Here is a 14,451-nt window from a genome sequence, read left to right on the forward strand (position 1 = left end):
GTGCAGTAGGGGGACTAGGGTGTGCAAAAGATCAAGGTTTTGGACAAGGTTTTGGACAATTGAGCGAACTACTGAGCAAACTACTAAGCAGACTATTTCAGAACTTCAGGACGAGCGATCGAACGAGACTTAATCGCAGAATGGGTGACAGCCTTTTTGGCTTCCGTCGGCTTGTCTGCATTTTGCTTGACTGAAGCCGTCGTGGTTGAGGTGGCAGCTGGAGTAGATGGGTTTTCTGCCACCGCTTCCCCTGTATTCTTCGGCTTCGGTGCCTTTTGTAGCCCAAATCCGTTGAATAGTTCATTCACCTTTACCGTCAGCCCCACGTAAGGCCCACCCGCCGATCGATACCCATCAAAGTCGCGATCGTTGGCACTTCCAAAGGCATAGCCCGCAGACAATCGCAGATTCGGCGTGAGGTAATAGCCTGCCTCCAGCGCAAAGCCCGTTTCGCTATAGCCCGTCGTAGGTTGGCTAATCCAGCGCGCTTCTCCTGAAAGATCCCAGCTATAGTTCAGCCGATAGGTTGCCCGCAGTTGCGCCAAACTGGTCGTCGTCCTAGCTGTAAAATCATCCGCCAGGAACGTCTTGCTATTGCGTAGGGCAAACTTGCCGTAGAACTCCCAGTTCCAAGCCGGGGCATAGATCGCCTCCAGGCCAAACAGATGGTCCTCTGAGCCCGTCCCCGAACTGAATAATAAACTATCAGGAATCGTCGAGGGATTACGGCGATACTCATAGCGGAACAGCGCATTAAACTTATCGCTAGCCAAATCACGATAGGCCAAGCCCATTTTTAAGTTGGACGTGGTACCCAGACCGGAAATCCCCTGGTTGGCCGAGCTAGCCTGTTGATAGCGCACCAACGCTGTGAGAGAAGGACTCAGCTTACCCGTTGCCCCCGCAGAAATCACCGTATTCGTACCAGTGCTGGAACTGCGGTGATCAACCCGCGCACTGGCTTGGAAGTTAGGACTATCGTTGTACTCCAGCCCCACGCTGAAGCTGTCTCCCCCCTGCACGCCCAAGGAGGCCGCACTCTGCCCCGGCGCAAAGGGTTGAATAAACTGGGTACCCGTTGCACTTTGGCCAATGAAGCTACCAAACACGTGCTCGTAGGCCAAGTCCATCCGCAGCCCTGGCGAGAACCGGATGCCCTGCTTAATCCCGATCGCGCCACTGGTTGTCCAACTGCCCGCATCGCTATAGATTCCCGCCCGCCCGCTAATCGTCGTTTCCGGAAAGAGCTTGTAATCCCCGGCTAGAGACAGACTCGTGATGGATTTTCCGGCATACTGGCCACTGGTGAAAAACTGCTGGGCTAACTGCATATTGACGCCCTGCATCACCTGCCAGTTCAACCCCAACAACGTCCGATCAGGGTAATAGGCATCATTTTGCGACGACAGCGTCATTTCATTCTGTGCCAGGAAGGTCAGATTCTTCGCGATCGGCATTGTGAACCGAGAGCGAAGTTGATCGGAAACCGTATTGGCACTGGGATTAATCCGATCGCTGCGATCGCGATGAATCCAATCCACCGTCAGATCCGCTGAACCAAAGCGCTGTTGAATGCCTGCGGTAATGCTCGTGAGGGAGTTATCCACCCGACTGCCGGGAACCGGAGCTTCGCGGGGCGTAAACAGATCAAATTCCGTAATTAAGGGCTGTGCCGCAATTCCCTTATTTGTCTCGCGATCGTACTGAACTTTGAGATTGGTCGTCTCTGACACCTTGGCGGTCACCTGAGCCCCGTAACGGGTTTGTCCCGGCACAAAGCTCACCGTAGCATTATTGGCAAATCCCGAATCCGCCGATCGATAGTAGGCCCGCCCCTGGATACCCTTGGCTAATTCACCCTGGGCTTCGATGCGGTATGCGTTACCACTGACTTGCCCAAGTTCATTGGATGTGTTCTTAGAATGGGCGTATTCTGCAATCAGCGAACCCTTGGAACCTAGGCTGATAAAGGCATCCGCACCATAGAGTTCAAAGTCCCGTGCCCCCCGATCTTCCTTCCAGTAGGTCGCACCAAGCCAGCTTTCCCGATTTTGTTCTCGGGAGAAGTGATAGCGCGCCCGCGCGCCGTAGACCTTATTATCCGAACCGGGCTCATCATACTGATAGGTGGCCACAATCCGACGCACCAAAGGCGTACCATCAGACGCCACATCCGTGCGCAGAACGGGTTCCCGGAACAAAACCGTCCCGCGATCGTAGTCAATTTCGTAATCGGGGCCGCGCGTCAGTTTTTTACGTTCCAGCACCGTTCCAGGGCGGTTCAGTTCCTCCATCTCAAGGAAGATATCTTCACTACCTTCCGTCACCAAGCGTCGAGACAGGAAGTAATAGCCGCTCGTTCCATCGGGCGCGATCGTATCTCGCTGGAAGCCCTCCACATTGTTGGCATAGAGACCCGAAATTTGTAGATCGCCGAAATTATAATTCGCCTTGAAGCCGTGCAGTTGGCGCGTAAAGCTCGTAAACTCCTGGGACTTAGTGGCAAATTCCTCCGTGTTGTAATCCCCCCACATGGCGTAGTCAATGCCCGCACCGGGAGTCTTGGAGGTTCTTTCCAACCGCAGGTAAACGTTATCAATGGAAGGCGTCAGGATATCCGACTTAGAACTGTCCCCATAAACGGGGTATTGGTTTTCACAAAACTGATCCTGCCGGAAGAGGCGCACTGTTCCATCACAGGTTTTATTCAAAGGTCGATCGCTGTTGTAAGCCCCTGTGAATAACCAATCCCCAATTTTTCCCGTCGCGAACACCGCAGCATTGGCATCCAGTTGCCAGCCATTGTTGCCATCCGGCGGCACAAAGTCCTTCAAACTGCCGAAGAAATCCGTGCCCCGTCGCCCTAGGCGCACGTTGATCACCCCCGTGGCGATCGAGGGCCGCAGGTTGGTTTCAAAGAGCACCTGGGTAAAGGCTTCCAGTTCCAGGGTCTGGGCTTTGACGTTAACGGTTTTCGCCTCTAACCCCGCTTTCAACTCAGCACTAAACCGACCATTTTCCGCCTTCACTTGAAATCCCGGTTGGTCGGGGCTGGCATCTTTGGTGACCCACTCTCCACCATTACTAGCCAGCGTAATCATGCCATCGCGGTTAGAGCGATTGTTCTGGGCATCCAGCAGTTGCCCCTGAATCGTTACTAAGGTTTTGCCATCGGCAGGCACACGGGTTGCACTGGGTTCGATTTGAATCCGCACGATCGCTCCTCGGGTTTGAACCGTGGTGCTAGCGGTCGCCATCGTCTTACCGTTGCTAATCACGTTCGCTTTAATGATGTTCGTCCCTTCTTTCAGGGCAACCCCATACCAAGTTTGTGTGATTAATCCCGCCCGATCGTTCTGCTCCGTCCGACCAATCAACTTGTCATCCACCGGAACATCGCCCACCCGCAGATCCAGTTGACTTCCGATCGGATACTGCACCACGATCGTTGCCGCAGACGTATCCAGCACCGTATTCGGCGTAGGTGCCAGGATTTTCACCTGATCTACCGTAGCTGCAACTGACTTGGCGCTCTCTGGGGCTTGGGTCATCAAACTAGGTTTGCTGATGCCCTGAATTTCTGCCTTCGGCAGGCTTGTCGCTTTCGTTGTCTTTTGGGCGGTTGTCGCTGGATTCGCAGACTTCGCCGTAGATTCATTGGAGGGGTTGGCAGTGGCCAAGTTAGGCACTAAGGCGATCGCAGCCACATCACTGGCTAAAAGGATCCCCAGGAGGTAAACATTTTTGGAACACTTTTGGGATTTCATTTAGCAACCTCCTGGGCTGCGGGCGTCACAGCGAAATTCATACGAACCAAACCACCGGGGGATAAATGCACCAATCGAGATTGACTATTCCGTTCTTTAAACTTGCGATTGGGTGCGAAGGTGTAACCTGGAATGCTGCTGAGATCCAAAACCCCCGTGCGATACCCCGAGATCACATTCGCTACGGAGAACAGGCCATTGGCATCAGTTGTAATGCGATTACCATCATCTAAAATCACAACGGCATTGGGAATTCCAGGTTCACCGGGCTGTTGTTCACCATCAAAGTTTTTATCCTCAAACACGCGGCCTATCAGGGTACCGCAATCCGAGAGTAATCCAGGGCGAATCCGAAGCTGGTGGGAGGCGGGGCCGTCTTTGACGGTTTGCTGGTTATCCGCACGGCGACCTTGAACGGAGGCTAGATTTTTACCATTGCCTCGAATGGCGTCGGGGGTGAGGGTCGCGGCGTAGGCGATGTTGATAATTTGAACTTGGTCGATCGTTTGAATGCCGGGTAAATTGACCCCATTCAGGTTGAACACTAAGCTTCTACCGTTGGCCGTTGCTTGAATAGGTAGGGATTGTTTTTGGTACTCTGCCTTAGCTGAACCTTCACGGTATCGGAAGCCAAAGGGTAATTCATCCGTTACCTGCAAGTTGTTCACTACGGAGCTAGAGAGGTTACGGAGGGTCAGTCGGTAGACCACCGTGTCCCCCGGTTGCGCCGCTGCCCGATCCGCCGTTTTCACAATTTGCACTTCCTGGGCTTGGCACACACTTGCATTCAGATCCAACGCTGCCAAAATTAGGGAAGTTGTTGCAGCGTTAGACACCTGTATACTGCCAGTCATGGAACTTTGGTTACCATTAGACGTAACGGGTCTCCCGTCCAAGGATGTGGCAGTGTAGGCCACGACATCCCCATTTCTAGAATCAATCCGAATTTGAATCCGCCGTTGACTATAGATTGAATTCGGTGGAGTATTAATGACCAAAATATAGGTTCGCCCAATATCCAACTGGCCACGATTGGGATCTAAGAGAAAGTTATAGGTTCCGTCACTACTGGGGGGCAAAAAGTAAGGATTACTATTTTCAGTATTCGGCGCAAGTCCTTGCAATACCCCATTATTAGGAACATCCGGGAGTTCCGTTCGCGTTAGGGAGACAAGCTGCCCTAAACTCGTTCCCGTCGGATCGTTGGGATTCGCCTCATACAAAGCCGTACTAAATCCAGCATAGTTGGGCAATACTTCACCGGCACAACCCACAATACGGCCTAAGGGGTCAATCAATTGAGCGGTTACTTGACTTTGGATCTGCCCGGTCACGCCTTGAAACTGCTGGACTTGGGGATATTTAGCCTGCGATACGGTGCTGTAACCATAGGCAGCTTGGTTCACAAGTGGATAGGTTTCTGTGGGTTGGGATACTTGCTGGGCTTGCGCAGCCGATGCCCAGGGATTCGCAACGCCATTGGCCACAACCAGAAGTGCTAACCAAAAGGTTGATTTTTGAGGAGCGATTTTCTGAAAAACGCGACGGGAAGAACAAAATCGTGGCGGCATGGTGAGAGCAGAGTAAAGTCTAGCAATTCGCAAGTTCGTTAACAGGTTTGTTTGTTAACAGGCTGATTCAATCAGTTAGTCAACCAGGTGAATCAATCTAGTTATGCTGTGAGCAGAAATTTGAGGGAGGTAGATGATTACAGGGATTAGTTGATTAATGGGGGTGAGTGAACCAGCGATCGTGGGATTTGCTCTAGACTGCAAACACTTGACTGCAAACACTTTCCCGCCGACAGATATTCTCAAGGGGAAATTCATGGTGCTGTTTAATCGCCATGCACTTCCCCACTCACCCTTAGCGCACTCTAACTTGGTAAGCAATGTTGACATTTCCACCAGGAGCCAGTTCTCCGCCCCACTGCCAACGAATGTGGGTATAGCTTTCTGCGGGGGCAGGGCGATTTTCCACCTTGCCATTAGCCGTCCGGACAGGAACGGTCGGATTGGCTACAAAGCTCTTACCGCCATCAATGCTATAAATCACATCCGCACCTTTGCCCTTAGCAGCGGAATTCATCACATAGGTGGTGCCTTTGGGAACCGGCTGAGTGAGGGCGAATTTTCGAGCAGCCCGATTCCCTTGATTCTTGCCCGTTAAGGAGTATCGCAAAATATCCCCAGGACGGGCAGAATTTTGGCCCCCGATCGCTTGCCAGGTGACTTGTTCTTGTCCCTGGGAGTTGCGAGCGACAAGACGTTTTTCAGCGACTAATTGCAGGCGCACATCCGGTCGTTGGGCATTTTGCGCGATCGCAGACCCACCGAAAAAGCCCTGGGAAAAGAAGGCAGCATGGCCGATCGGCGCTGCTAACACCAGCGCTAAGGTAGAAAAACCGAGAATCAATGAACGTTTCATAGGAATGAGAAAATCTGGGGGTGACAAAATGACTGGAAAGTTCAAAACCAGTGAGTTCAAAACCAGTGAGATTGAGTCGGTGGGATTGAAGCGGTCTATCGATCGTGACTTCAGTCCTTGAGCGCCTAGACCGCACCAATCTTCGCTACACCGTGGAGTATTCGCTAAACCATGGTGTGTAATGAGACACTAGTTCACTAGTTGATTTTGCGCTTGAAGGTGAAGGAACCACTCGCGCCCGGTTGAATCACCACACCCGGCCTGTGAACATACTCCACAACGTCAGCGGCCTTCGTTGTGCCCGTTTGCTCACCTGAAGGATTGTAGGTCGTCGTTCCGTAGGTCACTACTACTGAGCCAGTGACATGGCTGGTAATAATTTCCCCGTTGAGTTCCTGTGCCCAAGTGTTAGTACCGTTGTCACCATTCTCAGTAATCGTGATGTTTTGAGCATCCAGAATGATGTTGCCAGTGCCAACTGGTGCAATGGAGATGTTTTCGTAGGTAATCCGATACTCGATCGTCCGACCCGGTGCAGCCTTAGAAGCCAACAAAGCATTGTTATCGGTATACGCTTGCAGCACAGTCGTGCCATCAGTATCCAGGATTTGCGCCTGTTTACGTAGCTTCAGATAACCGACGTAGACCCGATCGATCGTCCGGTTTTGGGTCGTTTCAGCGGGATCAGGACGAGAGTCCCCATCAACATCCTTGAAGGCATAGATGGGAATCGAGTAACCAACGCCAGTATCCGTAGACTGCGGCGTTGCACCAGGTAAATCTACTGAAACGCCATAGTTGATGGTTTGTCCCGGAGCCAGTGTGGGAATCAGAATCGCTGTTCCTGACTCAAACACAAAGTTGCCAACCCCTGCATCATAGCGATACACCGCACTCTGTCCACCATAGGTAATCGTCACTTTGGTGCCATCGGGAGGCAGGATTTCTTGGGAACTCGGTGTGAAACCCAAAGTATCCGGCACCAGCAAGATATTGGTCAGTGGGTTAATGGTGTCGGGGTTGCTGATCGAGTTTTGGAAGGTGGCATCGATGGTAGTAGCCGTGAAGTCTACCGTTTGACCCGGTGCAATATTAGCAGGCACATTCGTGCTGCGGTTAGTGAAGTCATCGTTGTTATTGGTTGGGCCAACGGCACCAGGCACACCTGCGGGGCCATTCAGCACCGTTCCCGGCAGCGCTACGGTGTAGACGTTATCTTCCCCACCAGGGCCAACGCCGCTGTTGTCGTTATTGTTGTCTACGCCATCGTTGGTTGGATTGGCTTGCCCCGTGGGAACGTTGTTAGAGCCTGGGGTCAGGATTGTACCACCAGGCGGAACAAAGGGGGAACCATTGTCGTTAAAGTTCGAGGGATTTTGGTCACCGGATTCGTCATAGACCAGAGGAGCCGTCGGGCCTGTATTGCCTTGAGTTTGCCCCATCACTTGAGCAATGTTGGCAATGTTGACAGGGGTAGTGGAACCTACAGGAATGCCACTGGTAATCACCTTAAATTCAAACCCTGTGACTGTGGTGCCTTCGTTAATGGGGCCATTCACGCCAGTGTCGTAGACGAAACCAATCCGGGTAGCCGCTGCACTGAACGTGGTAGACCAGTTCGCTTGGGTTGCTGGAACACTCAGGGCATCAGTGGTGTAGACCGCAGTCCAGTTAGCGGGTGCTTTTACGTCAGCAGCACTGGTCAGTGCCGTACTAGTGGGAACGGCATCAGAAACCAAAACACGGTTTGCGCCAACGCCATTTACCGTAATCCCTACCAACTTACCAGGAGTAATTCCGACGCTACCTGCAGGAGCCGTAGATTCTACCTCTAGACCCAGTCCATAGGTGATGATGTCATCCTCTAACTTCGCTGGGTCTTGCGCATTCACCGCGAGGCGATTCTTCAGAATTGTCGCCAAGGCTTGGGCTTGGGAACCAACGGTTACCGTTTGTACTGCACTGGCTTCCCGTTCTGCCGAGGCCGGTAATACTGCAGAGGCAGGCCCCGTTTCGCCAGCATAGTCCACCGTTCTGACTTCGGTGTTCAGGGCATTATCAGGAGCATCGGGTTGGTTCTGGGTCGCGGTGGTGTTATCGTTCGGGCCAGTGTCCCCCAATCGCACGACAATGTTTGCACCGGAAGCAGCCAAGTTACTAACCGTGACAGGAACGCTGACCACATAGGAAAATCCAGCGGGGAGAACACCAGCGGGGTTAGCACCGATCGCGGGGAGACCTGCAATACTACCAGTAGGATTCGCAGTCACGGCTACGGGTGCGAAGTTCGTCCGATTGCCATTAGCATCGATGTAGCCCGTAATGAAGGTTTGGGTTGCGCTTCCAGGCCCGGTGACTGACGGTGTGGGCGGAATAAATAATTGAGTGGTATCATTCCCCGCGTTCTCAACCTTAAATTCGTAGTTGATGACATCGTTGGGTAAGACACTGCCGCCGTTCTGGTCGATCGTTGCCAAAGGTGTAACAAAGACACCCGCCACTTCCGCGATCGTGACTGTTACGGTATTAGAAGTCGCGTTAAACGTGGTTCCATTAGGATCTTCATAGGTCGCTGTTGCAGTGTTGCTAATGGGCGTCCCCACTGGAGTTTCAGCAAGCAGAGGTAAGGCCAAAGGAAGTGTGCTACCCACCATTAAAGTAGCAGCTAGCAAACGGCGATAAGCCGCACGATTTTTAACTTGCATAGATTTCGTCAGAAAGATACAGATATGTCTCAGGTGCAGAAGACTTCGGGCAGATCAAGACTAGTGTTGCTAGCCACTGATGCTGAGACCCAGGGAGATGCTGACACTTCAGCGATCCAACACGGTAAGCAATCCAAAGCATTGACAAGATTACCAACCTTTAAGAAGCGTTGATGAATCAAAAATGCTCGCTTATTCTATTGCTGGAAACACACAAGAATCAACCACGTTGACTCATTAAAACTACATTTTCAAAGAACATTTTGCCTTCTGAATGGTTAGCTTTTGTCATCCGCTATTGATTTATTCCTAATCTACCCTTAGTAACAGGAATGAAACGCAACATTCCCAAAAGTTAGTTGTAACCACTAGGGTTTCACAAAAAATAGCTTAGTCAAAAGCTATGAAATTAGGGATTTCACTGAAGCTAAAAATCCTAATTTCATGTAGAGCTAGAACTGATTCTACACATTGATTACTATAGCTATCTAATACGCTTTTAGACGGTACTGAATCAATACAACAGTTAGAAACAGAAGGTTGATAAGTGATCGCATGAACCTATTCTAGTTGCATATTCAGGTTATCTGTCATTCACACTAGATAATCCTTGCCAAGCCAGTCAAATCACTCATCTTGCTTGGCTAATTGGAAAAAGTGAAGAACCAGGGAAGGTTTCAATCAACTATCTTACATCGTTCTCCAAAAATCTTCCAATTAATTTTTCCAATGAAAGTTTGAGCCAAACCTTTACCACGCTAATTGAATCATTGAAAAGTGGACAAGTGGAGTACTGAGAGAACGATCGCTGATTAAAGTCGTTCGGGTTCAGCAGAAATTACAGATTATAAATTCTTGTTTTGTAAATCTCATTCTCACCAATCAACGGCAAGATTAATCCGATCGATCAAGCCATCGATTACAGCAGATTACGTAACGATAAAAACAGATACAACGCCTGAAGCCTGTTCTACTCTGGGCTGATGTATCGATCAGTCAAAGCAAAGAGCTGTAATTAATGACTGCTGTTCGATTTTGCATCAGCTTGTTGGATGGGAATTTGGATAATAAATTCAGTTCCTTTATGAGGCATAGAATTACAGAGTAATTTCCCACTATGTTTTTCAGTCACAATTTGATAGCTAATGGACATTCCCATACCCGTCCCTTTACCGATCGGTTTCGTGGTAAAGAATGGATCAAATAAGCGCTTTTGAATAGACTCAGGAATACCCAGACCATTATCTAGAAAACTAATGTTGACATAATTTGGATTGACTCGTTCAGTTTTGATGCGAATCGTACTGGGGAACTGCTCTTGTTCCTCTAGCGATCGCCCAGTATCTCGTTCTTCCAAAGCATCGATCGCATTCACCAAGATATTCATAAACACTTGGTTAAGCTGACCGGCAAAACACTCCACTTCTGGTAAATCACCATAATCTTTGATCACCTGAATTTCACCGCGATTTGTTTTTGCTTTCAGGCGATTTTGCAGAATCATTAACGTACTATCAATTCCATCATGAATATTCACCGCTTTGTATTCTGCTTCGTCAAGCCGAGAAAAGAGTCGGAGGGATTTCACAATTTCTCGAATTCGTTCTGTGCCTACTTTCATTGATCCAATAACCTTCGGTAGGTCTTGGCAGAGAAAGTCGATATCAATTTCCTCAATTTTTTCTGAAATCGCTGGAGTCGGCTGGGGATAATAATCTTGATAGAGCTGAATCAGCTCTAATAAATCTTGAATATAATCTTCAGCATAGCTCACATTGCCATGGATAAAATTGACTGGATTATTAATTTCATGGGCAATTCCAGCCACAAGTTGCCCTAAACTGGACATTTTTTCACTTTGCAGCATCTGCGTTTGAGTGCGTTGCAGTTCTTGCAAAGTTTGCTGTAGTTCTTGGCTTTTAGCTCGACTCTCCGCATAGAGATCAGCTTGATCGATCGCGATCGCCAATTGATCTCGGACTGCTAGTAAAAGCTCTACCTCACTTTCTGCCCAAGGTCGCACAGATGCATGATTGACACAGATAATCACCCCAGTCCGTTGGCTATTCGTTCGAAGCGGTAACAATATTTCCGACTGCGCCCGAATAGATTGTAAGAAAGCGCGGTGAATTGGCTCTTCATACTGACTGGCATCATCAATGCATAAAATTGTCTGTTGATCCAAAATGGATTCCACAGGCCCAACCAGCGATGCAGCATACATCCCTAAACCGCTAGACACTCCGTCTAGTTTGGCTTCTTGCACCATAATCCAATAGGGAATCCCTTGATGCACTTCATACCATGCAAAGGCGCAGTGATCGATCCCCAAGACTTCTCGAATCGATTGAATCGTGGTCGCAATCACGGTATCTAGATCGAGGGAGTTCCGGACTTGATTCGTCAGTTGATTGAATAACGTTTGTCGATCGGCATAGTCTTGCAGCGCTGCTTCTGCTAACTTTATTTCCGTAATATCAAACGTCGTCCCAATAAATCGATGAATGTTCCCATGACTATCTCGCACTGGATTATGGGTTGTGACCCACCAGGAATACTCTCCGTCAAGGCTGACGCATTCTTCATAGCTGCCCGAAGTCCCTGACTTCAAGTATTCCCGTAATCGTTGGCGCTCTAATGCTCCGATCTCCTCTCCATAGACTTCTTCGGGTGTTTTTCCAGCAATTTCTTGGCTCGATCGGCCCGCTGCGATTTCGGCCGCCGTATTCCACCCGCTATACCGAAAATCACCATCTGGCAGGACATCCACCACAAAAATCGGCTGCACGGCCCCTTCATAGACCGTCCGCAAAAAATTTTCTTGCTCTTGTAATTTACGTTCAGCAATCTTACGTTCTAATTCTGCCCCCACTCGAGTTGCAAAAATTTGCAGGATAAACTTGGCAGTTTCAAGATTATCAGTCAGTGGCCTAATATCTAAAATGCCAATATTCCCAATTTTTTTACCTTGAGAATCAACAATGACTGTTCCCAGGTAGCTTTCAGCATTCAGTATAGCTAAGCTAGAAGCCTCAGGAAAGCGAGATTGGAGCGAGTGTGGAAAAATCCCCCAGTTCTCTTGGAACACGCAATTGCATGGGGTTCCAGCAAGCTCGAACTCATAGGGTTCAATAAAGTTTTCCCCATTCCAAAGGGTCAACATTCTGGTGGTCTGATAGCTATCATCCACTGATTCCGTAATAAATGCATATTTAACTTGGACAATTTCCGCCAAATGCTGCACACAGGCCCGCAGAAATTCGTCTCCCGTCTTCGCGAGAGTGCCTTCCACAATGAATCGCAACGCTGTTTCCTGTTGCTTGCGATCGTTTATGTCGCGCAAAACCCCTTGCAGGGCGATGACTTGACCTTGAGCATCCTTGACTGGCGCAATGTTAACCGATAACCAAATCCAGCGGCCATCCTGATGGGTATTACGAAATTCTAGACCCGAAATACTTTCTCCAGTGTGTATAACCTTCTGATTGGCCTCTAAACACTGTGGTAAATCCTCCGGATGCACCATGGGAACGAAGGATTTGCCCACCCAATCCTCTGGCCGATAACCCAGTAATGCCTGCACACCCGGTGCAAGATAGGTCAACGTTCCATCTAGAGTCCAAATACCGATGATATCGTGAGCATTTTCCACCAAGCGGCGGAACTTAGCTTCACTTTCAGCCAGAGCCACCTCTGCCGCTTTACGCTCCGCTTCTAACTGAGCTCGTTCGGTAATATCAACCAGCGTGACCAAAAGCTGTTCTACTCGATCGTGGTTGAGCAGGGGACTCACGGTCAGCATCCACCAAGTTTCCTGGCCATCACGGGTTAAACATTCTTCAAAGACTTGGGACTGCTGGGACTGCACACAACTCTGATAGTGCTGACGGTAGCGTGCAGCTGTCTCCAAAGGAAAAGCTTCCGTCAGAGTCTTTCCCAACAGTTGATCAACGGGCACCAAGCACGTCCGTGCAATAAACGGATTAAACGCTTTAAAACGAAAGTCCTGCCCCTCCTCCAACACATCCAACACGTAAATCCCATAACTCACCCCTTCCCATAGACTCTGTAAAAACTGCAATTGATGGCGAGACACCTCTAACCAAGAGTCCTGTAGAGATTTTTGCAGTGAGGCTTCTAGGGAAGTTTGAACAATGTTAGAGCCAAGCTTTACATCTGGATCGACCATGAGTCTTCACTGGTTTGGAAAAGGGCTGAGGGCTGGGATCTTAGGAAGCCATTTGGATAAACAGGATGGACATAGTAGCCGATCAACGCCGATCAGCGCAGCAGCAATCAACGGAGTCTACCGAATAGAACGCCGATCACACCTGTTTAGCATGCCCGATCCTGAGTAAAACTTAACATCTATTCCCTAGGATTTTGGAGGGTTCATTCCTAAATTGGGTCAAACCTCTGGATTTCGTCCAACTAAATGCCACACTTCCATAGGTCCTTTCCCTTTGACTACGATCGACCCCTGGGATTGACAGATAAAGTGGGATGCAAGGTATTCATAGGTCGTTTGACTAATTTGCACACAACCCGGTTCACCGTGGGATTCCATGCGGCTAGCCGTATTCACCGTGTCACCCCAAAGATCATAGAGAAATTTTTTGCGGCCAATCACCCCGGCGACCACAGAGCCCGTATGAATGCCGATGCGCAAATTGACGGGATAGCCGGTTTGCTGGGCAAAGCTTTTTAAATAGTGCAACATATCCAAGGCTAAGTGGGCCAGGGCCTCCGCATGATCTTCCCGTGGCGTGGGCACACCAGACGCCACCATGTAGCAATCCCCAATAGTTTTAATTTTTTCCAACCCATACTGTTCTACAAGCTGGTCAAAGTGGGAAAACATTTCATCTAATAAATTCACCAATTCCGTTGGTGATAGTTGGGAAGACAAGGGCGTAAAGTTGACAATATCCGCAAATAAGATACTTGCGATCGCGTATTCCTGGGCGATCGTGCTGGGATCTTGCTTCAGTCGCGCCGCGATCGATTGGGGCAGAATATTCAGCAGCAGGCTTTCCGATTTACGCTTTTCGTAGGCAAGGGCGCGGCGTTGCAGGAAATCGATGCGGGCGGAAACTTCTAACAAATAACCGACCAACATGCCTGCAAAATTAATCATTCCTAGGTAGAACAAATTCCCCAGAACAAAGATTAGCCCCGATTCCGACTGAAGCATTTGCTGACTAAACAACGCAATAAATGCATAGGTTAACCAGATAATCCAGCCGATCGTACTGGCATAGATAAACCGAATCCGACAAAAATGAATGCCTAGGATAATAAAGACAAAGCCCATAAAATACAGTCGGTATCCGGGCTCCTCTGGCTGGGCAATTGCAGCAATCATCACAATGCCTAAACCACCCACCAATTGCACCGTGGTGATTGCAACTTGCATCACCCGCTGAAAATTTCGAGAAAAGCTAAAAATAATAATTGCTGTGAAGGCTGGACAAATAAAACCATAGCGAATTAGCCACGCAAAATGACGGGTAATAGGCAAATTGAAAAAATCAGCCACTCCAAATGCCCCG

Annotated in this window: 6 protein-coding genes; all 6 read right to left on the reverse strand. The window is 49.4% G+C overall.

Features of this window, described 5'->3' with window-relative positions:
• Window positions 1–92: 92 nt before the first annotated feature.
• Window positions 93–3,767, reverse strand: a complete 3,675-nt coding sequence (locus H6G21_RS21090) for a TonB-dependent receptor (protein ID WP_190575636.1) — start codon at window positions 3,765–3,767, stop codon at window positions 93–95.
• Window positions 3,764–5,338 (reverse strand): DUF11 domain-containing protein, encoded by a 1,575-nt coding sequence (locus tag H6G21_RS21095; protein WP_190575638.1) that lies wholly within the window; start codon window positions 5,336–5,338, stop codon window positions 3,764–3,766. Before H6G21_RS21095 ends, H6G21_RS21090 begins: the two co-directional genes overlap by 4 nt.
• Window positions 5,339–5,633: 295 nt before the next feature.
• Window positions 5,634–6,194, reverse strand: coding sequence for a DUF11 domain-containing protein (locus tag H6G21_RS21100; protein ID WP_190575640.1), 561 nt, complete (start codon window positions 6,192–6,194; stop codon window positions 5,634–5,636).
• Window positions 6,195–6,391: 197 nt separating this feature from the next.
• Window positions 6,392–8,899, reverse strand: a complete 2,508-nt coding sequence (locus H6G21_RS21105) for a hypothetical protein (RefSeq protein ID WP_190575642.1) — start codon at window positions 8,897–8,899, stop codon at window positions 6,392–6,394.
• Window positions 8,900–9,914: 1,015 nt separating this feature from the next.
• Entirely contained in the window at window positions 9,915–13,088 is a 3,174-nt protein-coding gene (locus H6G21_RS21110) for a PAS domain-containing protein (protein WP_190575650.1), read from the reverse strand.
• Between the two features lie 219 nt (window positions 13,089–13,307).
• Window positions 13,308–14,438 (reverse strand): adenylate/guanylate cyclase domain-containing protein, encoded by a 1,131-nt coding sequence (locus H6G21_RS26360; protein WP_199307359.1) that lies wholly within the window; start codon window positions 14,436–14,438, stop codon window positions 13,308–13,310.
• Window positions 14,439–14,451 lie beyond the last annotated feature (13 nt).

The organism is Alkalinema sp. FACHB-956, assembly GCF_014697025.1.
Classification (GTDB): Bacteria; Cyanobacteriota; Cyanobacteriia; order Leptolyngbyales; family Leptolyngbyaceae; genus Alkalinema.

Excerpts from the sequence above, each read along its gene's own strand:
- H6G21_RS21090 (WP_190575636.1), bottom strand. The coding sequence starts at position 3,767 with ATGAAATCCCAAAAGTGTTCCAAAAATGTTTACCTCCTGGGGATCCTT.
- H6G21_RS21110 (WP_190575650.1), bottom strand. The coding sequence starts at position 13,088 with ATGGTCGATCCAGATGTAAAGCTTGGCTCTAACATTGTTCAAACTTCC.
- H6G21_RS21100 (WP_190575640.1), bottom strand. The coding sequence starts at position 6,194 with ATGAAACGTTCATTGATTCTCGGTTTTTCTACCTTAGCGCTGGTGTTA.
- H6G21_RS21105 (WP_190575642.1), bottom strand. The coding sequence starts at position 8,899 with ATGCAAGTTAAAAATCGTGCGGCTTATCGCCGTTTGCTAGCTGCTACT.
- H6G21_RS21095 (WP_190575638.1), bottom strand. The coding sequence starts at position 5,338 with ATGCCGCCACGATTTTGTTCTTCCCGTCGCGTTTTTCAGAAAATCGCT.